General features: G+C 39.8%; 20 protein-coding genes. 6 read left to right on the top strand and 14 right to left on the bottom strand.

The features are described 5' to 3' along the window. Nucleotides 1–2: 2 nt before the first annotated feature. From hemE to AAA071_RS07065, 3 genes are all read right to left on the bottom strand, one after another. Entirely contained in the window at nt 3–1,046 is a 1,044-nt protein-coding gene (gene hemE, locus AAA071_RS07075) for a uroporphyrinogen decarboxylase (protein ID WP_315308254.1), read from the bottom strand. A gap of 196 nt (nt 1,047–1,242) precedes the next feature. Continuing rightward, nucleotides 1,243–4,137, bottom strand: a complete 2,895-nt coding sequence (locus AAA071_RS07070) for an ATP-binding protein (RefSeq protein WP_349234107.1) — start codon at nt 4,135–4,137, stop codon at nt 1,243–1,245. After that, nucleotides 4,127–5,398, bottom strand: a complete 1,272-nt coding sequence (locus AAA071_RS07065) for a metallophosphoesterase family protein (protein WP_315308252.1) — start codon at nt 5,396–5,398, stop codon at nt 4,127–4,129. Before AAA071_RS07065 ends, AAA071_RS07070 begins: the two co-directional genes overlap by 11 nt. Nucleotides 5,399–5,720: 322 nt before the next feature. On the opposite strand from AAA071_RS07065, the gene bioB reads away from it, so the two are divergent. After that, nucleotides 5,721–6,749, top strand: a complete 1,029-nt coding sequence (gene bioB / locus AAA071_RS07060) for a biotin synthase BioB (RefSeq protein WP_278604517.1) — start codon at nt 5,721–5,723, stop codon at nt 6,747–6,749. A 120-nt stretch (nt 6,750–6,869) separates the two neighbouring features. Here bioB and AAA071_RS07055 read toward each other — a convergent pair whose 3' ends face one another. Together AAA071_RS07055 and AAA071_RS07050 are read right to left on the bottom strand one after the other, a co-directional pair. Beyond that, nucleotides 6,870–7,232 carry a hypothetical protein gene (locus tag AAA071_RS07055; RefSeq protein WP_008603073.1) on the bottom strand — a complete coding sequence of 121 codons (363 nt, stop codon included), beginning with the start codon at nt 7,230–7,232 and terminating at the stop codon, nt 6,870–6,872. A 442-nt stretch (nt 7,233–7,674) separates the two neighbouring features. Then, complete coding sequence (locus AAA071_RS07050; RefSeq protein ID WP_195213503.1) at nt 7,675–8,274, bottom strand: TetR/AcrR family transcriptional regulator; 600 nt, start codon at nt 8,272–8,274, stop codon at nt 7,675–7,677. A 161-nt stretch (nt 8,275–8,435) separates the two neighbouring features. Between AAA071_RS07050 and AAA071_RS07045 the strand changes: the two genes are divergently transcribed. Then, nucleotides 8,436–9,221 carry an MBL fold metallo-hydrolase gene (locus tag AAA071_RS07045; protein WP_195213504.1) on the top strand — a complete coding sequence of 262 codons (786 nt, stop codon included), beginning with the start codon at nt 8,436–8,438 and terminating at the stop codon, nt 9,219–9,221. 169 nt (nt 9,222–9,390) lie between these two features. On the opposite strand, the gene cooS is transcribed toward AAA071_RS07045, so the two are convergent. The 6 genes from cooS to AAA071_RS07015 all read right to left on the bottom strand — a co-directional run bounded on the left by cooS (nt 9,391) and on the right by AAA071_RS07015 (nt 17,673). After that, a complete protein-coding gene (cooS, locus tag AAA071_RS07040; protein ID WP_077708012.1) occupies nt 9,391–11,550 on the bottom strand; it encodes an anaerobic carbon-monoxide dehydrogenase catalytic subunit in 2,160 nt (719 codons plus the stop codon). A gap of 408 nt (nt 11,551–11,958) precedes the next feature. Continuing rightward, nucleotides 11,959–12,864, bottom strand: coding sequence for a LysR family transcriptional regulator (locus tag AAA071_RS07035; RefSeq protein WP_195213505.1), 906 nt, complete (start codon nt 12,862–12,864; stop codon nt 11,959–11,961). A gap of 230 nt (nt 12,865–13,094) precedes the next feature. Next, entirely contained in the window at nt 13,095–14,723 is a 1,629-nt protein-coding gene (locus tag AAA071_RS07030; protein ID WP_195213506.1) for a phosphoenolpyruvate carboxykinase (ATP), read from the bottom strand. Nucleotides 14,724–15,091: 368 nt separating this feature from the next. After that, nucleotides 15,092–16,708 (bottom strand): PAS domain-containing protein, encoded by a 1,617-nt coding sequence (locus AAA071_RS07025; protein ID WP_278456715.1) that lies wholly within the window; start codon nt 16,706–16,708, stop codon nt 15,092–15,094. Nucleotides 16,709–16,937: 229 nt separating this feature from the next. Next, nucleotides 16,938–17,285, bottom strand: a complete 348-nt coding sequence (locus tag AAA071_RS07020; protein WP_004697914.1) for an energy transducer TonB — start codon at nt 17,283–17,285, stop codon at nt 16,938–16,940. A 10-nt stretch (nt 17,286–17,295) separates the two neighbouring features. Further along, a complete protein-coding gene (locus AAA071_RS07015) occupies nt 17,296–17,673 on the bottom strand; it encodes an energy transducer TonB (RefSeq protein WP_316581424.1) in 378 nt (125 codons plus the stop codon). Between the two features lie 464 nt (nt 17,674–18,137). Here AAA071_RS07015 and AAA071_RS07010 point away from each other — a divergent pair, with 464 nt between their 5' ends. From AAA071_RS07010 to AAA071_RS06995, 4 genes are all read left to right on the top strand, one after another. Continuing rightward, the gene (locus AAA071_RS07010; protein WP_008603086.1) at nt 18,138–19,079 is read left to right on the top strand and encodes a metal ABC transporter solute-binding protein, Zn/Mn family; all 942 of its coding nucleotides are present in this window, start codon (nt 18,138–18,140) and stop codon (nt 19,077–19,079) included. Between the two features lie 146 nt (nt 19,080–19,225). After that, nucleotides 19,226–19,957 (top strand): metal ABC transporter ATP-binding protein, encoded by a 732-nt coding sequence (locus AAA071_RS07005; RefSeq protein WP_278472784.1) that lies wholly within the window; start codon nt 19,226–19,228, stop codon nt 19,955–19,957. Then, entirely contained in the window at nt 19,954–20,919 is a 966-nt protein-coding gene (locus AAA071_RS07000) for a metal ABC transporter permease (protein ID WP_278472786.1), read from the top strand. Before AAA071_RS07005 ends, AAA071_RS07000 begins: the two co-directional genes overlap by 4 nt. Beyond that, nucleotides 20,916–22,016 (top strand): metal ABC transporter permease, encoded by a 1,101-nt coding sequence (locus AAA071_RS06995; RefSeq protein ID WP_278472788.1) that lies wholly within the window; start codon nt 20,916–20,918, stop codon nt 22,014–22,016. Before AAA071_RS07000 ends, AAA071_RS06995 begins: the two co-directional genes overlap by 4 nt. 186 nt (nt 22,017–22,202) lie before the next feature. Here the strand turns inward: AAA071_RS06995 and AAA071_RS06990 are convergent, their stop codons facing one another. The 3 genes from AAA071_RS06990 to AAA071_RS06980 are packed head-to-tail and all read right to left on the bottom strand — an operon-like array spanning nt 22,203 to nt 25,217. Beyond that, complete coding sequence (locus tag AAA071_RS06990) at nt 22,203–22,982, bottom strand: ABC transporter ATP-binding protein (RefSeq protein WP_077708003.1); 780 nt, start codon at nt 22,980–22,982, stop codon at nt 22,203–22,205. Next, complete coding sequence (locus AAA071_RS06985; RefSeq protein WP_278472790.1) at nt 22,979–24,028, bottom strand: FecCD family ABC transporter permease; 1,050 nt, start codon at nt 24,026–24,028, stop codon at nt 22,979–22,981. The genes AAA071_RS06990 and AAA071_RS06985 overlap by 4 nt, the downstream gene beginning before the upstream one ends. Before the next feature lie 16 nt (nt 24,029–24,044). Then, nucleotides 24,045–25,217: an ABC transporter substrate-binding protein gene (locus tag AAA071_RS06980; protein WP_316581423.1), complete on the bottom strand. Its 1,173-nt coding sequence runs from the start codon at nt 25,215–25,217 to the stop codon at nt 24,045–24,047. Nucleotides 25,218–25,239 lie beyond the last annotated feature (22 nt).

The following is a 25,239-nucleotide window of genomic DNA, read 5'->3' as shown; positions in this document are numbered from 1 at the left end:
ATTTACCTCTCTTGAGTCCAAATCTCACGACTACGTTCATGCACATAGTCCGTTAGCCAATGAAGTTTTTTAGGATCTGCCTCTGGGAATACGCCATGACCTAAATTAAAGATATGGCGCCCATAGCGAACGCCGTCGAGCAAGATGCGATCCACTTCGCGGGCCAATGTTTTTTCGTCTCCGAACAAATACGCCGGATCTAAGTTACCTTGTACCGTTTGTGTTACGCCGCGCTCGTTTGCCATAACGATGGAACTACGCCAATCAAGGGCAATGACATCTAAAGGCAAGTGAGACCAAATAGACACCAAATGATCCGTACCAACACCATTCATGGCCATTGGCAAATGAGGATATTTAGCTTTCACAGTCTTTATAATCCGCTCCATATGAGGGTAAATTCCTTGTTTATACTGGTCTGCATTAACAGCACCTACCCAAGAGTCAAAGATCTGAAGTGCATTAGCACCCGCTTCGGCTTGCATGGATAAGTACGCAATGGACATGTCCGCCAGTTTTGTCATCAATGCATTCCACATATCTGGAGCACCGATGAGCATACCGCGAGTCTTATTGTAGTTTTTCGTTGGTCCCCCTTCGATAAGGTAGGACGCTATGGTAAACGGTGCCCCGCAGAAACCAATGAGAGGCACGTCGAGCATACCAGAAGTCAATAATGTAATCGTTTTCGCAATATAATCTACCTTTGTAGGATCAAAGGTTTCTAATTTATCCACATCAGCCATAGAGCGGATAGGCGTGCTAAATACAGGCCCCACACCAGCCTTGAGCTCTACATTTACATTCATAGCCACCATGGGGCTCATAATATCTTTGTAGAGAATAGCCGCATCGACACCGTATTCCTTAACAGGTAATTCCGTAACGCGAGCACATAGCTCAGGTTCTTTTGTAATTTCAAATAATGTATATTTTTCTTTGATTTTGCGATATTCCGCTTGGCTACGGCCAGCTTGACGCATATACCACACAGGCGTTACACCCGGGTTCTTCCCTTGGATCATGTCCAAATAAGCTGTATTCAAGTACTCAACCCCTTTCATTCTAAATGTATACTAACACACTATGGTAACCAAAACAGTTACTTTAGTTACAATCACTTACATTATTTATTCTTTAATAATCCCTAATAATCCCTGTGAAAGCATATGCCTCCACAGGGATTATTATTTCATTACCACTTTAATTTGACTGAGTCTTTAATTCAAGTCTGAAATTCATTTAGCTACGACTCAATCTATGGCAATCGATGCCCATAATAGATTGAGCCATATCATATACGGAGCGTTGACAAGTAAAGAGCCAAATCTGTTGATTTTTCCCAAGCTCAGCCAATAATTCTAAAGCACTACGCTGACGATTTTCGTCAAAGCGCACAAGAATATCGTCCAAGATAATCGGTAAGGACTCCACTTGATAAGAGAATACCTTAGCTAGGGCGAGTCGTAATGACAAGTACACTTGATCAGCTAAGCCACTAGACCAAAATTTAAGTTCTAGTCGTTCCCCATTATTGTTGATAAGTGCTACCCCTTTATTAATGCCTAGAATATCAAGCGTATACCTCTCACCAGTTAGTTTTTCAACATAAGAGGAGGCAAGCTCTAACATATGAGGTTGTTTTTCTTGTTCATACGATTGTTGAGCCTTATCCATACAATGGCTTATCAATACTTGTGTAGCCCAATCTTCTAGTGCAGACTCTAATTCACTTTGTAAAGCCTCTCGTTCTTGCAACATTTGGTGTTGCTCCTGGTCAGATCCAAGTGTACGCATTGCTTCAACGATTTGACCACGGCGCTCGTACAAGGTAGCCAATTTATCTTCAATAGAGGCTATTTCACGCTCAGAGTGAGCCAATTCATCTAACCAGTTATCTTTGTTGCCTTCTCGCAAACGACGATAGAACAGGTCTTTATTCTCCGCATCAGGAGCAAGTAAATCCAGCTGAACCTGACTTTGCTTGTAGATAGTTTGCCACTGTTTATATTGGTCCTCATCGATAAGATGTTGACGATACTCGTTGGAACTTTCCATACCAGCTTTATGGAGTAATTCTTTTTGGCGAAGGAGTAGTTCTTTTTCCTTGCGGTGCCAATTATCGTATTCATTACGTAAACTTTTACGTTGTGCTTCCTTTTGTTCCCATACGACTTTGTTTTGCTGAAAGTTTTTATATTGGTTATAAATGCGTTTTAGCTCTGTTGGAGATACTGGCGCCTCTACACCAAGGTTATACCACAAGGTCATCGCTTGGTCTTCAATAATGCGTAGACCTTCTTTATGCTCCGCTAAACGTTTTTCATAACCTTCAATAGTACGTAACTGTTCATGATATTGATCATACTCTTGCTTAAGGCCGAAGAAATCATCTTCGTTGAGGCTCTTAGCCGCCCCTCGGGGTAACCAGTTTTGCCATGCTGCGAGGGCTTCATCATAAATACCTTGTAAGGTATGCCCTTCCTGAATCCAACGCTCAAGATGTGCCTCTCCTTCTAAGGATGGTATAGGGCTCACTGTAGATGTAGCAGCCTTGATCAAAGCCTCTAGCTGATGTTCTACATCAGATTTACGGGAAGATAAAATTTGTAACTCATAGTTTAATTTAGACACATCAGAGTTACCATTATGAAGCCTCCAGGTAGCATACCAGAATAGCCCCATAGATAGAATCAAGAAAATAAAACCACCTATAGTATATAATGCAGATTCAAGAACCAACAGGCCTGCTAATACTACCAATACAGCTATAACAGCACCTATACCACTAATGCGTTGTAGCCATTTTGGCAGAATTGTGGGCTGTGCGTCTGAACCATAACTATTCCGTCTAGCCTCTAGTCTAGCCTCTACTTGATCTATATCCATTAAGATACGATCTAATTCACGTTCTAAATATTCTTTTTTAGCTAATTCTTCTTCACTAAAGTTAGGTAAAGTTGCACCTTCAAGGTTCGCCGTCGGCACCTCATCGGTAGCCTCTGCAGGTTTGCGGTCTTGCCAATGTAAAAGTTGTTCTTTTGCGGTGCGCAAACGACTTGCCAAACGTTCTCCATCAAACCAATTAATGTCTTCTGCCATTGGCTCATCGTGACGCCACGCAGAATGTAAGGTGCGTGAAAACTCTAATTGTTCTCTAACCTTACGGATGTACGCATCGCCTTCTTCGCACTCACGGCGTAATTGCTCCCATTTAGCACCTTGTTGAATAAGGTCTTCAATATCTTGGCCGTAAGTTCCAAATGGGCTATCAGGACTAAAGTTGGCGGGCATCAATGCCGCTTCCTTTTCCTGCCATAATTGCATATTGTCACGAGCCCGTTTTATTTCTTCATCAAGACGTAGGAACTCATCACGACTCAAGGCGAGCTCACTATTATACTGCTGCATGTGCATACGCGCCTCTTCACTGCGACGATATGTATCCCACGCACGCAATACTACATCGATACCATCCCGATATTCCTTCCATTCTTTCAACTGATTTTGCAATTCCATTTCGGTTTGCTCCGTACTGTGAAAGACGGTTTGTAATTCCACATATTGCGCTTCATGCTCCGCCAACTGACTCAACTTTTGACGGTTTTCTTTAAGCTCATCCATCAATACATTGATGCGACGTTTACCATTCGAGGATGCTACAAGTAGGTCTGTAGCCCCTTTTTCAACATCCTTAACAGCTCCACCTAAGTGTTCTCCCCCTTCGGCGCCAAAGAATCGAGAACGAACCTCTACCTCTTGTAATACATCAAGGCCTTGTAGATCGTCTAATGTTAACGCAAATATGCGGTTATATGTTTTTTTATCGATGCCATGCCACCAATGTTGAGCCGGCTCTTCATGGATGGCAGGATGACCAGGGCTGTAAAAGTCTAACTGCTTACCCTTACGACCGATATAGTAACTTTCACCATTACGGTCCACATCAAGGGCCCCCGTCATAGGGCCATAAGCCTTATGAGTACCGCCAAATAACAAGGTGCGCATCCCTTCGAGCAAGGATGTTTTACCACTTTCATTAGGGCCATACATGAGTTGAACCCCATTGTCACCCGTGGTGAAAGACCAGTCGCGATACGGGCCAAATTCATCAAATCGTATACGTTTAATGTTCATCATTAGCCCCCATCAACACAGTAACACCTTCAATTTCACAACGTTTCAAAGCTCGTGCCAATAATTCATCACTCAATAAATCGGCATATGCGCCTAAGCGCTTAAATTCAGGACGATTACCCATGATTTGACGCGCAGTCTGTATCGCATCCCCATCTACCATATCGTCATAAGCACGCAAGTAATCACCTACTACATCTGTTAATAAACGTCGTTCAACTAGATTAATACTAGGTCGTATATTAGAAATAATACGGTAAGGCATAACGAATATAGATTTGCCTTTCTCTTCATTTTGAGACTCTTGCAACCATAGTTTTCGAATCTCCTCTTGCGTACATAGGCGATGTAGAGGTCCCGTTCCGGACAAAACGAGGGATAGCAAGATGTTTTTCTTATGTTGCTTTCGCAAGTTTTCTTTTTTATGCCGCAAAATCTCTAAGAAATCTGTTTCATTTTGCATGCCAGCAATATCGATTTTGATTTCCTCAAATCGAACAGCACAGGTGTCGATAAATCTCAAATCACAATGACCATTATGAGATACGGATACAAGATAACATCCTTTAGGTCCATGTTCTTTACGATGCAATCCTTGCGAATTACCCGCATAAACTACGAGAGGTTCCTCGCTAAGAACTTGAGATTTATGAATATGGCCCAATGCCCAATAATCCATGGCAGCCTCTGTTAAATCAGTTAAGTTACAAGGTCCTGTTACATTATGATTTTCAGAGCCTACACTAGAACCTACAGTACCATGCATGACAGCAAGGGAAAACTCATCCCGTTCAAAAGCTCTGTATTGACGAGCATAGTTGTCGCTTTCATTACCATGACCACAACTAATGCCATATACGCCACCAATTTCTATATTATTAACGATGAGCGGGAAACGCTGTACCTGTTCGCTAGAAAATATATGGACATTATCTGGCATCTGCAGTTGCGCTCTCCAGCTTTCAGCAGGATCATGATTACCTTGTACCATATAAACATCAATACGATGCTCAGCCAAGCGATACATGGCGCGCACAAAACGGACTTGAGCCTCTAAATTATGGTCTTCGCTATTATAAATATCCCCAGCTATTACGACAGCATGCACATGTTCTGTAATAGCAGTATCAATAATTTTATCTAAGGCTACATAGGTTGCTTCACTTACAACGCGATCAACAGCGCTGCTAATACCTGTAGCATATTGAAAGGGTGCCCCTAAATGCAGATCACCACAGTGTATAAATCGAAACGGCTGCATCTATATCCACTCCTCCATTAATATTCTTATTATAGTTATATATAGTAATTACAATAGTTTATTATACTACAAAACCTTAAAGATAAGTTAAAAATAACTATCATTTAGCATCAAAAAGATATAGTTAAACTAAACTTCTCTTAACTATTAATAAATATAAATTATAAGATAAGCACATATTCTTTCATCATAAGATATAAATCATAATATATTTTTTGTTAACCAATTCATGCATTAAGTTGACAATTTATGTGCGAACGTTTACAATCAAATTGTCAATATATTATGTTTTTATTAAGTTAACAATTTCCTGGAGGCTATTATGGCTTTGCCTATAGATCAACAACCATCCCAAGTGGGTACATACGAAAAAATACTTACCATTGCAAACCGCATCATGAACGGCGGCGAAATTACAAAAGAAGAAGCAATCGAGCTAATTCATACTTCAGATGATGATACTATGATTTTACTCGCTATGGCTGATAAAATTCGCCAACATTTCAATGATAATTCTGTGGATGTATGCGCCATTGTTAATGCTCGATCAGGCAAATGTCCTGAAAACTGTAAATTCTGTGCTCAATCCGCACACCACAACACAGGCGTTCAGGAGTATCCTTTCATGGATGAAGAAAGCATTCTCCAAGCAGCACGTAAAGCTAAAGAGGCTGGTGCCATTCGTTTTTCCATCGTAACAAGTGGTCGTAATACTAATAACCCTGATGAATTTGATCAAATCATCCACGTATTAGGCCGTATCAAAAACGAAATTGGCCTTGAAATCTGCTGTTCTCTTGGGTTGTTAACTTACGAACAAGCACTCAAATTAAAAGAAGTTGGTGTTACTCGATACCATTCCAATATCGAAACGGCACCTAGTCACTTCCCAGATATTTGTACTACACATTCCTACGAAGATAAAATGTTTACCATAGATAATGCACAAAAAGCAGGCATCCGTGTTTGCTCTGGTGGCATTCTTGGCCTTAACGAAACATTAGAACAACGTGTAGAAATGGCGTTCGAACTTAAACGTTTACATATTGACTCCGTGCCATTAAACATTTTGAATCCTGTTAAAGGGACTCCATTTGAAAGCAACGAAGCTTTACGTCCATTGGATATCTTACGTACCTTCGCCGTATTCCGTTTCATCTTGCCAAATGCATTGATTCGTACTGCAGGCGGTCGCGAAGTAAATCTACGGGACTTACAATCTTATGCTCTAAAAGGTGGCCTAAACGGTATCATGGTTGGTGGCTACTTAACTACTGGCGGTCGTTCACCTCAAGACGATCTCCAAATGATTCAAGACTTGGAGTTGACTCGCAATACAGCTCAAGTCTAAAAGCCTCATATATACCATTCTCCATATCTAGAGGATGTAGTATATAAATTATTCCCTAATGCTTTATAAATATTTTACACATAAAAAGAACCATCTAGTTTGCTGTACTAGATGGTTCTTTTATTTCCATAATAAAATGTAAATGGCTTGACCATTTGTGTTACCCGCAATGGGCTCAGGATTCTCATTAAATTCTACATTCTCATACGGCGTCCCGTCTGACATGTACGCATCTACCTTCAATGTTTCCATGGTTCGATTATATCTACTGATATAAACTTTATATCGCAATTCGTCGCCACCCAGTTCATTAACTCGCAGCCACAAAAGTGCATCGTAATCACTCTTCTGTACACTGTCATTGTCAATAAATAATTGGTTTCCTGATGCATCTGGTCCAACATAGTACCAGTCCGTTGCGTTAGTAGTCCCCCCTATACTGAGTAGCCACAAAAGTGTTAATATGGTGAATATTTTACTCATATGACTGCCCCTCTCATGCTATTGAGCTGTATATTTTATAAAAGCTTAATGTGGATAAACCTTTATAAAATATACAACTTCTCCTTTATATAATACCAAAATTGTCCCATATTTATCAACAATAATTAAAATTAATTACCATGTTTTTTACAAATATAAGAAACTTAAAGAAATTTATTAAATTTCTTCATTTTTAACTCATTTACCCTTCCTATAATGATAATGTCAAATGATAGATAGAGGTAACAATTCCCTGGTTACCGTACGTGTATTTATCTCCCGACAAGTAATACTAACCCCAAACCTACTACTTGTTTAAATACATGTTTCATTTGATATTAATACTAACACTCCCCTTACATGAAAAAAGGACTCCCAATGGAGTCCTTTTTTCGTTGTCTAAAAAATTCATAGAATACTAAAACATAAGCGAGTTTGAATACTATTTACTTTGTAAACCACGATAAACGAGTTCAAAAATAATTTTCTGAGCTTCTAACCACTCATCACTTTGAGACCACTTATATTCTTTATTAACAGCATATAGTCCGTGTACTAAAAATAAAAAAATAGATACGCCCACATCAAATGAAACCCCAAGTGCTTCTGCCATAACAAGCCCTTGCCGATCTTTTTCACGCCGTATAATGCGTTGTAATACATATTCTGAAATTTGTTCATCCAAAAATAAAGGTAAATACTTTTTATGTCGTATAATACGCTGACATAAAGGCAATCTATCAAAAATAGAATCGTATGCTTCTCTCAACGAAACAGAATTAGAAGCAGCTGATAAGGTGTTAGCTATAGTTTGTAAATTATTGTTATCTACCATTCCTGGCTTTGAATAAGCGATTGCATCATCCACTAAATCATCAACAATTTCCATGATATTACTATAGTGTAAATAAAAAGTAGAACGAGTTATACCTGACGTTTTACACAACAATGTTACTGTTATAGACTCAAAAGAATGGTTCTTTAAACAACTAAGCAACCCTTCTTTTAACAATATACGTGTCATTTCTTTTCGAGTTATCATAAAACCTCCAATATAGACACTTTTATACAATATGTCTATTAATAAACAGAGTGTTAATTATTGTTGAGACTAGTATAACAAAACAAGGTACACTAATTCTAGAGATTACAAATAATAATCTATTCAATTAAATCAATAATAATTCAATTAAGGAGATAACTATGACACAATATACTCACATTCGAAATGCAACGGGAAAATTAACAATAAAAAACACAACATTTCTTATTGATCCATTCTTAGCACCAAAAGATACTTATCCTGGCTTTGAAGGAACATTTAACTATCAACAAAGAATGCCTATGGTTGATTTGCCTGTATCAATGGATGAGCTATTAAACGATGTAACAGCAGTAGTAGTTACACATACACATCTTGATCATTGGGATGATACGGCAATCAATTCTATTCCAAAATCACTTCCTATTTTTGTACAAAATACAGCGGACAAAGAACTTATTACTACTCAAGGTTTTAACGATGTACGCATTATTTTTGAAAGTCTGGAGTTTAATGGTATCACATTAAGAAAAACAGGTGGCTCCCACGGCACTGTAGAAATGTATGCAAATCCAGTTCTCGCACCATTAGCAGGCGATGCGATGGGCGTTATTTTTGAAGCAGCAGACGAACCAACTGTGTACCTTGTAGGCGATACAGTTTGGACAAGTGATGTAGAGAAGGCCCTCCTTCGCTTCGACCCTAACGTTATTATTATGAACACTGGATATGCTCAAATTTTAGGCTTTGAAGATAGTATTATTATGGGTACAAAAGATATTGCCCGCATGGTGGTACGTAAACCAGAGGCTAAAATTATTGCGGTTCACATGGATACAGTTAATCATACTGCAACAAGTCGTAAGGATGTGCGCAAATTTATCAAAGGCACCAACATTGAAAGCCATGTAGCAGTGCCTGAAGATGGTGAAACCATCACACTTTAATAGGTCTAAAACAATTAGTACATTATACTACGGCCAATACAAGACTAGTAAAAAATCGATCCACAAACAATAAAAAACACCCTCTTAATTCTAATAGTCATAATAACTATAAGATCTATAGAGGGTGTTTTTATACTTAACTACAAATTATAATCTATCAAAAGATAAACTATTTTACTTCAGCCCAACCTAAAGCAGCACGCTTTTCATCGATATCTGCCAAGATTTTCTCAGCTACTTTAGCAGGATCCGTATTTACATACATAACAGAGCCTAAGATATCCTTAGTATCTTCTTTAAGCCATTTTGTAACGGCATCAGAGCCTTGTGTAGGCGGCTCAACACAGTGGTAAGAGTTAATCCCCATCAAGCGGAAGCCAAGGGATGCATCAATACCCTTTTCGTTAGACCATTCAGGGCTAGACATAGCAAATGGCAATTGTGGTAAATTAAGGCCGAGCTCTGCAGCAATACCACCGAAGATGCCGGAGGAACGTGCATTATCTACACATTCGCCCACATGCCATACTGGTGGTTGATCATCGCCTAAGAACTCTTGCAATGCAGGGCTACATTTTTTGTTAGCATCTGTATTGCAATAGCCAAGTTTCATCAATGGGAAGGATGCACAACCGTTTGTAAGGATGATACAGCCATTTTTAATAAGTGTATCAACGATATCTACAGTTGCTTTTTCGTAGATAACGCGAGGGTTGGAACAACCTACTACGTTAACGATACCGCGAACTTTACCAGATTTTAATGCCTCTGCCAATGGTTTGAAGGAACCATAATGTTTAACAGTAGATTCTGGAGAGAAACCAACTTCTGCAGTAATTTCATATGGCGGAATGAATACAGGCATACCCTTGCGCAATTCATGAGCTTCAAGAGCGCGATCCAAAATTTTGCGAGCCAAATCTTTTGTTTCAGCCAAGTTAGTGTGATGATGATCGTAGCCGATGTGTTCAGCACCTGGTAAACGAGCTGCATCAGACGTAGTGATAACCTTTGTGTTGAAGCAACGTGCTACGTCCATGATAGCAGGATATACGTCTTGTACGTCAGCTACCCAGCAATCGAGTGCGCCTGTACCAAGTACGAGCTCAGCGCCGATAGCATTACACAATGGAATAACATTTTCATAGCGGTACATACTGGATAAGCCAGAGCAGCAAATACCATAGAATTGAATACCTTTAGCTCCGATAGCTTTTGCTTTTTCTAAATACTCTTCGGACGCACCAATCTTACAAATTTGAGAAACCAATGTTGGCAAGTGACCATGAACAGCGATGTTAACATACCCTTTTTTCAAGGCTCCAATGTTAACTTTGGATGTACGGCGACCGCCTTGACCGAATAATGCATCAGTAGCGATATCTGCGGCCACTACGCCTGTGAATGTGAACGCAAGACCACAACGTAAGAATTGTTTCATGTTGCTTTCCCAATCGCCATCTGTACCTACGGTTGTACGATGATATGCATCAAAGGCTTCATTGTATGCGGAAACAGGCAAGATATCCAAGTTTTTCCAAACTTCGCGACGCTCTGCAGGAGCCATAGCTGTAATTGTTTTATATTCACCTGGCAATGCACGGCTCAAATCTTCGAGCAATACATCTGCTAAATCATTAGCCACTTCTTTCAAGGAACGACCTTCTTCAGGGATGTTGAAAGCCTTACATACAGTACGGATTTTTTCTTCCCCTAAAATTGGAATGTCCAATTGGTCATTAGCAGCAGCTTTCAAAGAAATCAAGATTTCACGAGCATGTGCACCATGTTGAGTCAAACCACCTGCAGCAGCACGTGTCATATTACGAGCTACGATGAGGTCAGCATCCGCACCGCAGACACCACGAGGACTCTTAGGTGTAATTTTACAAGGGCCCATGAAACAGATACGACAACATATACCAGCAATACCAAATGTACATTGTGGTTGTTGTTTATCAAAGCGGTCAAATACCGTATCACAACCGATTTGCTCCATACGAAGAATCATTTCACGCACAGCAGGATCTGGTGTTTGTTCAATTACATCTTGTTTTGTAGGCCATGTTTTACGATACTCAGCAACAGCTTTCATGTAGTCATTTACACCATGTTCATGAGGTACCCCTGGTTCATGAGTGTGTGGCACCCATTTATCCGTCGGAAGAGCCTTTGCATGACTATGATCGTGGTCATGTTGATGATCGTGGTCGTGACCATGATGATCATGACCGCCACAGTGGCAATGATGTTCATGATTATGGTCGTGACCATGTTGTTCACCATGATTGTGTTCATGGGTATTTTTATTTTCCACATCTTTACTCATTTGAAACCTCCTAGGGGCCTACATAGGCCAACCAATAAAAACAAAAACATATTCTACTTTTAATTCACTTTAAATCCACTACAATGATGGGTTTTAAATCCTATCTCCTAAATATGTTTTAATCTACTATAAGTATATTTTCTGAAAAGACATTTGTCAATTAGAATTTGAGAAATTTTTGACGCATCTATATCTAAGAATATGATAATTACTATATTTATTTAATTCGATTCTTTCAGTTTCTTTTCATAAATAAAAAGAGACTAATTCCTAAATTTTACAGGAATTAGTCTCTTTATTTTATTGATTAATTGATTGATTTACGTATTAATTTATATATTAATTATTAATTTATTAATATGATCCACCCCTCAGGATATGCCACCTAACCATCTTTATACCTATACACTACAAAAATTGCAGCATGATATGTGCTACTTCAGATAAATGGAAACGTTTTGCCCGATCAGACCTCGCCACAAGAACTAATTGGCGGAAACAAAGTTTCGATGCAAGAGGATAGAATTTAACCTTATCGTCATCCCCCTTTCTATTGAGCGTGCTCGGCAAGAATGTAATACCATAATCATCTTCTACCAAGGACCGGCATGAATCTAGAGTTTCAGAGCCAATGACGGCTTTGGGCACAAAGCATTCCGCTTGGCATAAACGGTTTACCAACGTCCGTAATTTGAGTCCTTCTCTTAGCAAAATAAACGGAAATGCTCCAAAGGGTGCAATTTCTCGAATTCCATCACCAGTCATGAGAGAATCTGCAATGGCTATAGCCTTCTTATTTTCCACACTAATGGCCAATAAAATCTGCTCATCTAAAACGGGATAACTTTCAAGATCCTGAGAATAAATCGGCGTTGGGAATAACCCTACATCTACTAAGCCATCACAAATTTGCTGTTCCAAAAAGTGAGATTCACCCTCTACAACATGGAACTCCCAAGACGGTTCAATCTGTTGAAAGCTTTTCAATGTTTTCCCAAGCATATGATGTCCATAGAATTGAGACAAGCCGATACGCACATGATAGGCTACATCTGTGCCTTGATTAATGATAGATTGCGTTAAAGCCTCCGCCTTTAAAACTAACGGCATGCCCTCTTTTGCAACTTGTAACGCCGCAGCAGTTGGCACGACTTTTGTGCGATCACGAACAAACAACGTAACGCCTAGCTCTGCTTCAATACGACGAATCCCCTGACTCAACGCCGGCTGAGAAATATATAATTTTTTAGATGCCTTTGAAAATGATGCCATCTCAACGATGGTACTAATATATTTAATGTCTTTTATGTCCATATAGAAGTCCTTATAACTATGTCCGTATACAAGTCTTATAATAAAACATTATTTCTATTATAGCTATACATTACTAAAATATATGTTACATATACATGGGGAAAAATAAAAATACCAAGAAATTTAGTGTCTTACAAAGCTAAATTTCTTGGTATGTCTTATAAGTTAAACGAACTACATATAGGATGCGATAGAGCCGCATTCTATTACAGTCCTTTTTAATTTTTAGATTACATTAAAGATTTAAGTACATCCAATACTTCTTGAGGTAATTCGTTTTTATGACCTTTAAGTTTTTCCACATAGTCATAACGGAATTCGAAAGCTTGGTGTAATTGGTGATGGTATTCACGTACTTCGAATGGAGGTTCAAAACCTGGTACCTCTACATAGGAAAGATTTTCGTATTCACAGAATGGTTTGAATTCCAATGTACCTTCCACCAAACGCTCTAACAAATCAAGAGTAACTTCTTTAGGAATTTTATTTTCCAAGAAGAAGCCTGTGTTCATGATGTAGCACTCTACGCCACATTTAGAAAATAATTTTTTGTAGCTTTCATAATCACGAACCAATGGATATGTACGGAATGGATTTGCATATGGTTCGATAACGAGTGCATTTGGATCGACATGAGCATCCAGTTTTTCCGCTGTAGAACGACGAGTTGCCAGCGTTGCACCCATAGTAGATGCCAATACTGGATCATCAATTTTAAGAATAGGTGGCAATGTTTTATCTTTCATAAGCCATACTATGGCATTAACAGGTTCACCAACGTAGTTTACGCGATTATCTGTCCAGAATTGAGATTTGATAGCACGACCATTGCTATTACGCACATCTTCGGCCAATACAACCTTGCGACCATCTTCATCCATTGTTACGCCTACGTTTTGTAGTGTTAACAAGAATTCATTAGCAGGATGTTCCACAGGATAATCTTGCATTTTATCGAAGTATGTAGGTTCGAGAGCAATAGAACTCAAATCGTTTGTATTGATAACATACGCATCGTCATGCAAGATAGAAATATCATATCGACCACCATGTTTTTCATGAGTCAATGTGGATTTACCGGAACCGGACAAACCGAATACACCGATAGTATATGTTTTACCACCTTCAAGGTTGTAACGTTTCATACCGCCGTGGCATGCAACATAATCAAAGCGGTTTGCCAAGGACCACGCAAGTGTAAGCGTACCTTTTTTATGCTCCCCGAAGTAGCGCATACCAAGAATCATGGCACAGTTATGAGCAGGATCAAAAATAGCAAGACCACCTGGATGACCTGGCACAACATAGTCAGGATCAGAGTAAATATAGATATCGCCTTCCGGAATGTCCACACTATCGTTGTAGAATTCTTTTACAGCCGCATCAAAGAACTTAAAGTTCATAAGCCAAGAATATAAAATAGACGCGTGATCTTTTGGAATCATCAAATGAGCACGAGCTGTGAATTTTTTATCAAGACCAACGATAGATTCCGCAGAAATCCACTCTTTATTGCGGCTATCATATACTGCGTCACGTGCAATGTTAGCGAGTTCAACTTCATCTATGCCTTCATCGCCAATAATGCGGCGAGCTTTAGCATAACGGCCAGTAGTTTTACCATCGTTTGTAACAAGAACCTTTGCATCAGCTGGCAAACCTTGCTCTAACGGTTTAAATACTGGCATATCGAGGACGATAACACCTGGCTCTTCAGAGGCTAATTGATACGCTTGTGCCACAGATGTTACAGGAGTTACATTGTTCCCATAGAATGCAGTTTCAATTGTACTGCGCATCATAGAAAATAATGGGTTTGTTTTGATTTCACTTTGCTTCCAAACGCGTCTTGTCGACATAGTATCTAGATCCTCACCTTTAAATATATTAGTAATTTCTCTTGTAAAAGTAATGTTGTACATGAAAACACTGCTAAGGCAAATACTTTCATTATTTTCTATTTTACCCTTTTCAATCAAATTTGTATACATAAAACAAATGATTTATAGGAAATTAATGTATGTTTATTTTGAATTAGTGCAACACATTTGTAATGTAATAAATTAATACCTAGCGGCATAAAACTATTAGTATGCAATAGAACACCTTAAAAACTAGACATAGTTACAAAGTAACTAGTTATATTTACAAATCAACTAGTCAAATAGCTAAACGAAAAAGAGGCAAGGTCCTAAGCACTTGCCTCTTTCACGTTTAAAAAATGCAATTATTTCTTATCTTTATTGATAAATGCATCGATTTTACTAATTAGATCATCTACCTCAAAATCACCGCGCTCTGCCATCATCTTGATTGTTGCTACCTTAGCCATTACTTTTACCATAGGTGTTTTTAATTTCTCGAATTTAGGATTTAAAGAAATCAAATGATCTACAATATCCGGGCATTGTTTAATTAGATTAGATAATGTTGTTTTTGCATCGATATGGAATCGACCATTTGCATCAGTTGTTAATGGTTCTTCTTCTACCTCTTCTGCTGCCTCTTGAGCCAAGGATTTTTCTTTACCACCATCGCCTACAAAATCAGTTTTATCCCAAGTCAACAATGTGCGGGAACCCTCAAGTTCACGGATATGAGTACAGTCTTGCATCATTTCCAATACGCCGCGGAATTTACCATTTTCATCGCGTACTGCTGTGTAGATAACATAGATGAACAAGCCTGGTTTATTAATCCAGAATTCCGCTTGGCTTTGTTCGCCAGAACGGAACTTCTCTACAATTTCCTCTACTATATGAACAGATTTTGCAGGGTGACAATTCTTCACCTCACGGCCGATAACGTTCGCACTGCGAGGGAAAATACGATGTGCCGTATCGCTGTAGAACTTAACTAGTTCATTTTCATCTACATAGGATAAATCTACCGGTAAATGACGGAACAACAAATTAATTTGCTCTAATGTCAATTTACCCGTTGCCACATCGAGGACTGCATCCTTACCAGCGGGCGCCCCACCAACAGGGCCTACATATTTAGATAGCAAGCCAGCTAAATCATTTAAAAATTCGTTAGATACAGCACCACCTTGAGCTGAATTATTGCCATTCAATTGCGCCGCAGAATCATTAATACCTGGCACTACATATAAACCTGGCGCATTGATGATAGCATAACCAATTTCATGGTCATTTTTACTCATCCGAACAAACTCTTCGTCACTCAACAATTTATAAGATGTTGGCAATAAGACTTCTAGTTCTTTAGAATTCAAATCCCGTAATTTCGCCAAAGTTTCTGGCACAGACGCTAGGAATTCTTCATACTTATCTTCCCGAAGCAATGCATAGGATGCAGAGATAGCATCGCGCACAGCATCATCAAAGGTCCACATAATGCGCGTTGGGCGGTCAAAACCGTGGTCCTCAAGCATTGGATACAGTTGATTTTGCTTACGAGATAGATGAGTTCTCCACTCTGCTAAGGAATCAAAAACACCGAGCCACGGATTTTTGATAAACTTCTCTTGTTTCAACAATTCGTCTGCTTCAAGGGCTACCTTTTCAACAGCGTTGATTTCTTCCAAGTACGCCCACAACGGATGGTTCTCAGGATACTCATTTTCAGCACGCACCAAAACGCCATCAAATAGATCTAAGAGATCATCCATTTTCTCTAGGATTTCTTCGTCATTGTAAACACCTTTCAAGCTTTGCTCTGCATAGGCAAACTCATCAGGTGTACAAGTACCTAGTTTCTCTTTTAAAATGCGATTGCCCTCTTCTAAGGACAATTTACCATCTAAATAATCTTCTTTAATGGACACAATAATTCTGTAACGTTCATTGTTAATATCTAGCTTTTGTTTTAATGGATTCATATGCTTATACCTCCACGGGCTAATCTATAATTATATTTTTATTATACCATTTTGAAAGTAATTTTCAGTTGCTACAGATACAATTTTGATTTATTTTTAAAATTTACGAATCCAATGTTATGAAAGTGAATAACCTTACTTTATTTTTTAGAATATTTTGGCATACAAAAACTGCACTTCAAAAATTGTGTCCAATTTTTGGAGTGCAGTTCTGTATGAGTGCCTTTGATTAGTTTTTAAAATCAATATATTCAGTTTTAGAAGATGCTACAGGTTTACCATTAGAATCTGTGGCAGGACTAAATCTCCATTTAGAAATAGTATCAACAATGGCTGCATCAAGAGCACTAGAGCCACTAGATGAGACAACTTCAACGTCTCCTACAGAACCATCTTCCTTGATGGTAAAACGTATATCTGCACCATGAGCAGCTTCACCATAAGCAGCGAGCAATGCTCGGTCAATAGGTGGTGTAGCTATAGCTACTGGTGGATCATATGGAGCTGCCAACACAGAAGCTACCATACTCATTACAAACAATGAGCTTAAGATAATACAACGCAACACTTTATTCATCATTTTCTCCTTATTTAGCTTTCACAGCTTGCTTAGGCAGAGTAATTGTCATCCCAATGATAGATTCATGTGCCTTTTGATCTGTGCCAATAGCAGGTGTGAATTTCCACTGCAAAATTGCTTTTTTTACTGCTTCATCAACGGGAGCATATCCAGAAGAGCGCTCTACGAAAACATTTTTAACATTACCTTTTTTATCAATCAAGAAGCGTACGCGTATATCAGGCGCTACCATAGCGGTTTGAGGAATCTCAGGCAACTCAGGTTTTACAATAGTAACCTCTCTTGGAGATTCTAAAAACTTCGCTGCATCAGCTGTATAATCACTTAACATGCCAAAAGATGCAACGAGTACTGCTGCAGCAGCGTATCGGAATAATTTATTCATAAGAAGCCTCCTTATTAACCTTTTACCTATGCATAATATCATACTAAATAAAGATGAATATTAAAAGAATAAATTATTATTGATAAAATTTCTCATTTATGATATATTGAATTCAAGATAACTGTCCGGACTCACATATCTAGTTGATATGACAAAAAACTACACAAAGGAGGTTCATCATGAGACGTAGAAAGCGTATTCAAATGAAGGTCATGATGGTACTTGGTATCGTTGCCCTCGTTGGGCCTAGCCATCTACAAGCACTTATTCCCTAGATTATTTTGACCTTAGCAGAAGACTGTATAACTGCCACTAGCCGCTACGTTAGTAGCGGCTATTTTTCCGTTTAAATTCAGAGAGATATTTTCCTTCTTCAAATTATTTCATTATTAGAACAAAATATTTCTCTCAAACAAAGTCATTAATGTTTTTAAATTTAGTATCTATAAAAAAGGAGGCTTATTATGAAATTTAATCGAATTTTATTAGTCGTCGTATCATTAGCACTTATAGTATTTGCCCTTGCAGGCTGCGGAAAGGACACAGCCCAAGATAGTCAGAAAAAACTTAATGTCGTAGCTACAACGACGATGTTAACGGATTTAGTAAAAGAAATCGGCGGTGACCATGTAACCGTTCAAGGTCTCATGGGACCTGGTGTAGACCCTCACTTATATCAAGCTAGCGCAGGCGATGTAACAGCTATGTCTAAGGCGGATGTTGTAGTATACAACGGCATTCACTTGGAAGGTAAAATGGGCTCCATTTTTGATAATCTAACAAAGCAAAATAAAGCGACCATCCGCGTATCTGATGCCATTGATCCAGCTACATTGCTCGACTTTGACGAAGAAGATGGTGTAAAAACAAAAGACCCTCATATTTGGTTTGACGTTGCTAACTGGAAGCTGGCAGCAAAAGCAGTATACGAAGGTCTTGCTAAAGCCGATCCGGCTCATAAAGAAGATTACCAAAAACGCTATGACGCATACCTTACTAAATTAGATGAAACTGATGCGTACGTTAAAGCTCAAGCAGAATCTATTCCAAAAGAATCTCGCGTACTTGTAACAGCTCACGATGCATTCCAATACTTTGCTCGTGCGTACGGTTTTGAAGTAAAAGGTTTGCAAGGTGTAAGCACTGCCACAGAAGCAGGTACACAAGATATGAATAACCTCGTTCAATTCATCGTAGACCACAAGATTAAAGCCATCTTCGTAGAGTCTTCTGTACCACACAAAACAATTGAAGCCGTTCAAGAGGCATCCAAAGCTAAAGGTTGGAACGTATCCATCGGCGGCGAATTATACTCTGACTCTCTCGGCTCCGAAGGTACTGAGGGTGGCACATATATCGGTATGGTGAAAGCTAATATTGATACAATTACCAAAGCACTTAAATAATCATTTATTAGAATTTCTTAATTGAATACAACAAAGTAAATTTACTTATACTAAATTAGATTGACTTAAGTTTACTTTATTATTGTAAGTACAAGTGCTACTAGCAACTTTCTGCTAGTGGCACTCATTAATACAAGGAGGTTTCCATGGAATGGGCCGTTGAAGTTGAAGATATGACCGTAGCATATACAACAAAACCCGTATTATGGGACGTAGATATGAAGGTACCCATCGGTTCCTTAGCGGCCATTGTCGGCCCTAATGGTGCCGGTAAGTCCACATTATTAAAGGCCATGCTCGGCCTACTAACAGTTATCTCAGGAAGTGTAAAATTTTATATCGATCACCACTTAGCAATGGACAAAAATGATTACAAGAAAATCGCCTACGTTCCTCAAAGTGGTAGCGTAGACTGGGACTTTCCCACTACCGTACTAGATGTAGTACTCATGGGTCGTTATGGTCATCTAGGTTGGTTCAAGCGACCTAACAAAAAGGATAAGGAACTCGCCCTCTCTATGATTGAAAAAATGGGTATGAGCGACTATGTGAACAGACAAATTCGCCAGCTTTCAGGGGGACAACAACAACGCGTCTTCCTCGCAAGAGCCCTCGTCCAAGAGGCAGATATTTACCTCATGGACGAACCATTCAAGGGCGTCGATAAAACCACAGAGCATGCTATTATTTCGCTTTTACAAGAAATGAAAGCTCGCGGCAAAACGGTTATCGTCGTCCACCACGATTTAAATACGGTGCCCCAATATTTCGATTGGGTAACGATGGTAAACAAACAAACTGTCGCCTATGGCCCTGTAGCAGATACGTTTACAGACGAAGCTATTGAGCGCACCTATGGCAAGGGGAGGATTGTATGACCATACTCCAATCCTATACGACGCAAATGGTACTGCTCGGCACGGCGTTATTAGGCCTCGCTAGCGGTATCGCTGGTACCTTTGCGGTACTTCGCAAGGAAAGCCTCATCGGTGACGGCCTATCTCATGCGGCACTACCCGGTGTGGTCATTGCCTTCTTGCTGACGGGCATCAAGGACATCGAAGTTCTCATCGCAGGTGCTGCCCTATCCTCTATCACTGCGGCTTGGCTCATTACCATCACCGTAGAAAACAGCAAAATCAAATTTGATGGCGCTTTAGCGACCATACTCTCCGCTTTCTTTGGGCTTGGTATGGTATTGCTCACCTATGTACAAAGCTTAAACAATGCTGGTCAAGCAGGGCTTTCAAAATTTATATTTGGACAGGCAGCCACCATATTAGCGCGCGATGTGTACATCACATCTGCAGCGGCGCTCATCATCATCGTATTAACCGCATTATTCTGGAAGGAGTTAAAGCTCATCTCCTTCGATGTGGAATACGCCAAAACACTACAAATTCCGGTCACTTTCACCCTTATTTTATATCGTTCATTATTGATCATGACCATCATCATCGGTATTCAATCGGTAGGGGCTATCTTGATTAGCTCTCTCCTCATTGCACCCGCCGTTGGGGCAAGACAGTGGACGAATAAACTGGGCACCATGTGTATATTAGCAGGATTTTTCGGCATGATATCTGCCATCGGCGGTACTATCTGGAGTACATCGATCCCAAAATTACCGACAGGTCCAGCTATCATCGTCATTTTATCGATTCTCGTATTATTGAGTCTCATCTTTGCTCCTAACAGAGGTATGCTCTGGCAGTTCCGTAAAAATAGACAGTCAAAGCACGCATTATTGTTAGAAACCACAAGGGCTCCCAAATCCAATGCACAGCAAAGTATTTACGTAGCAGAGGACGCACAACCTCACATAGGAGGTGCCCCATGACAGTTCATACAGAGATATTGCTCATTGCCATTGCGGTATCCATCGCATGTGCCATCCCTGGGGTCTTCCTCGTATTGCGCCGCATGTCCATGATGGCCGATGCCATTACGCATACCGTATTTCTCGGCATCGTGCTCGCTTTCTTTATGACGGAAGATTTAAACTCTCCATTTCTACTCGTCGGGGCTACCTTAGTTGGTGTAGGCACCGTATGGCTTACAGAAATGATACACAATACGGGACTTGTCAACGAAGATGCGTCTATCGGCATCATCTTCCCTCTTCTATTCTCTATCGCCATCATTCTAGTCAGCCTATACAGCGGTAACGCTCATCTCGATGTAGATACCGCATTGCTCGGCGAAATAGCCTTTGCACCCTTTGATCGATGGATTGTGAACGGCACCGACCTGGGGCCTGTATCACTATGGATTTCTCTAGGCGTGGCGCTCATCAATTTAATTTTAGTCATGCTATTCTACAAGGAATTGCAATTATCTACTTTTGATCCGCTACTAGCAGGGCTCTTCGGCTTTATGCCTGCCCTCATCCACTACGTGCTGATGACCATGGTATCCCTCACCGTTGTAGCCTCATTCCAAGCGGTAGGTGCCATTCTCGTCATCGGCCTCATGATTGGGCCTGCGGTCATCGCTTATTTATGGACGGACTCTGTGAAAGCCATGCTTACTAGCAGTATCATCATCGGTATTATCTGTGCTGTCGTCGGTACGGAAGTATCTTTCACCATGGACGTATCCATCGCGGGTTCTATTGCAACCACCATCGGTATCGCACTGATTATCGCTGTTATTGCAACACCAAAGACAGGCTATATCGCCACATACCGCCGTCAACGTCATTTGCGTCGTCACTATCGAGAAACGATGATGCTGTGCCACATTTATACGCATATGGATACACCTATTGCGCACATTGAAAACGGCATCGGTACCATTCACGAGCATTTGAACTGGAGACCTGACTATACGCATCAAGCTGCTTCACAGCTAAAGAAACAAGGTCTATTATATGTGACAAATGGACACTACGTGCTTACTGATAAGGGTATAGCACAGGTTAAAGAGATTATTTAAATACAATACCAATACTTTTCCCAACAAAAAGAAGCTGAAATCAATGCTGCTCTGCAAAGATTTCAGCCTCTTTTATTTTTAACTAATAGTCTTACATCCTATTAATAACTGGATTCACGTCAATGACTATCTATAACAGATAGTACCAACACTATAATAAGCTCAACGCAATCACAAAGAATCCTATTAATTAATAATAGCTTCTAATGGAATAACATGAGGTAGCCCATTGTCATCGATATAAATTTTTGTTTTAACACGATATACATCTTCCATCATGGCTTCTGTAAAGATGTCTTTCGGTGCGCCCTGAGCGTATACTCTACCCTCTTTGAGCACGATGATTTCATCTGCGAACATAGCCGCCAGATCAAGATGATGCAATGTTACGAGTGTTGTAAAATCATTTTCTTGAGTCAGATTTTTTAGCAATGTTAACAAATCAAATTGCTTGTGCAAATCTAAAGCACTTGTCGGTTCATCAAGAATTAAGATTTTAGGTTCTTTTACAAGGGCTTGTGCCATGAACACAAGTTGGCGTTGACCACCGCTGAGCTCCATGATGCTGCGCGATGCAAAGCGCTGTAAGTTCAACCGTTCCAATACCTCTTGTGTGGCTGCAATATCCTCATCACTTACGCGGAAGGACATGGATCCCATGCGCCCTAGCATAACGACTTCAAAAACAGATAGATTGACTTTACAGTCATTATCTTGAGACAAATAGCTCACTGTACTACTAAAATCCTTTGTAGAATATTGAGATACAGGTTTACCATTAACGGAAATCTCGCCCTTGCCTTTCAAGATACCCATAATTGTTTTTAAAAGTGTAGATTTACCAGCACCGTTAGTACCAATGAGCGCAGTCAATTTACCTGTTTTAGCAGCAAAATCAACGCCCTTTAAGATTTGTCCGTCTTCCGTAGCGGAATAACCAAAGGTTAGATTATGAACTTCAATCATTTGAAATAGCTCCTTTTCCTAGTCAATACCAACGAGAAGAAGAAAGGTACACCGATGATTGCCGTCACAATACCGATTGGGAACATCGCCCCAGGAACGAGCATCTTACTCGCAATAGATGCGAGAGACAAAATCGCCATACCACACACTGCAGAGAGAGGTAAGAAATACCGTTGATCCTCACCCACAAGCATACGTGCAATATGTGGTCCTACAATACCGATAAAACCAATGGTTCCAACGAAAGAAACAGCAACGGCTGTAATGATGGAGATGAAAACAAACACTTTTACTCGTAAGCTTTCAACATTAACACCAAGACCGGAAGCCTTTTCATCGCCTAATTTTAATGCTGTTAAACGCCAAGATTCACGCATCATAAGCGGAAGCATGATTGCTAGCACGATAAGAACAATAGAGATGTTCACCCAATTTGCCTTAGCTAAACTCCCCATCGTCCAGAATACGATGTTTTGAAGGGCCTCAGGAGATGCCATATATTGCATCAAGGATTGAAGCGCTTGGAACAAGAACATCATGCCGATACCAGCGAGAATCATCGTTTCAGAGGAGAAATTCTTAATCTTATTGATGGAATAGATAAAGAAGCTCGTCAAACTAGCAAATACGAAGGCGCCGAATGGAACCATAAAGACGCCTAAAAACTCTAATGCACTAGCGCCTACAACGACCATGAGAGATGCACCGAAACCAGCCCCTGCGGATATACCAAGTGTATACGGGCTAGATAACGGGTTATCAAGGATAGTCTGCATGCCAGCACCAGCAATGCCCAAAGAAGCACCTACGAGCAACGCCATAATGGCCGTCGGAATACGAATCGACCAAATGATAACATATGCGTTTTTGGAAACCTCTACTGGGTCTGTTAATGCGAGCCATACATCACTTAACGTAAGTGATGCAGGACCTACAATAATATCGGTAACAAAACTTACCGCACAAATGATCAATCCGATAATAATGAACAATAGTTTTTTATAACTCTGTTTCTTATAATCGTACTGGTTGTTAGTTTCTGTCACTATACAAAACCCCTTTTTAGTTCAAATGCATAAACCAAACGCCACCGTAAGAGAATGGAAGGAATTTATCATAGAATTCCTTAAGTGTGCCTTCAGGATCTACATCCTTGAATTCCTCAGGATAGAATGTTTTAGCTAAGTATTCGAATACTGCAACGTCATATACTTCACGAGGTAAACCATGGTGAGTAGAGAATACGTTTTTAGATTGAACGGCTTTCAATTCAGGCCAGCCTTGACGTTCTGTGGTGAAAGCTTTCAACAATTCTTGAGATTTAGCTTCAGTTGTATCAAAACCTAAACGCATAGAAGTCGGTTTCTTAGGCCAGTAGGAACCGATGATCATGATGATATCTGGGTTTCTTTCTAAAATAAATTCTGGGTTAACAGGGCCTGCTTTTTGAACTACATCTTTGGTAATAAGATCGCCACCAACTTGCGTTGCTAATGCGCCCCAGGCTACGTTTGCACTATATGCAAAACCTAAACCTTCTGGACCTTCGTTACCTGTTTCAATGTAAACAGTTGGTTTTGGTTTATTGATTTTGCTAATGCGATCCATAACTCTTGTTAAACGGTCAGTATAGAACTTGTTGATTTCTGCTGCACGCTCTTCTTTACCCAATGCTTTACCGATAGCTTCGATAGATTTTTGATGATTTTCAAGCTTTTCCGCATGGTAATCGATATAGATAGTTGGGATACCTGCTGCATCGATTTTAGGTTTGTAATCAGCTTCATATTGATCTTTAAAGTATAAAGGCATGAAAATAACATCTGGGTTTAAGGAAATTACTTTTTCCACATCAAATGTTTTGTCATTTACGTTACCGATGAGAGGAATTTTTTCCAACTCTGGAACGTCCGCTTTATAGCGATCCCACATATCTGTACGCAATTTACTCAAATAAGGGTCAATACCAACAATAGTCTTAGCCACATCTTTGCCTTGCAACGCAGCCATAGTCAAGAACGCACCACCAGAAGCACTCAATTGAACTACTACGCGTTCTGCTGGCTTTTTCAACGTAACCTTTTGACCTGTTACGTCTGTAATCTCAATAGATTTACCAGTCTGAGCTGCATCCTTTTTTGCATCCCCAGGGCCACCACATGCAGTCAGGAGCATGCTAACAATCAGTAGAAAAACTGTGGCTAAATAAGCCATAAATTTCTTTTTCTTAACCATAGAATACCTCGATTCCAAACTT

The organism is Veillonella parvula (assembly GCF_040097785.1).
Classification (GTDB): Bacteria; Bacillota; Negativicutes; order Veillonellales; family Veillonellaceae; genus Veillonella; species Veillonella parvula_D.
This window is presented reverse-complemented; position numbering and strand designations above follow the sequence as displayed.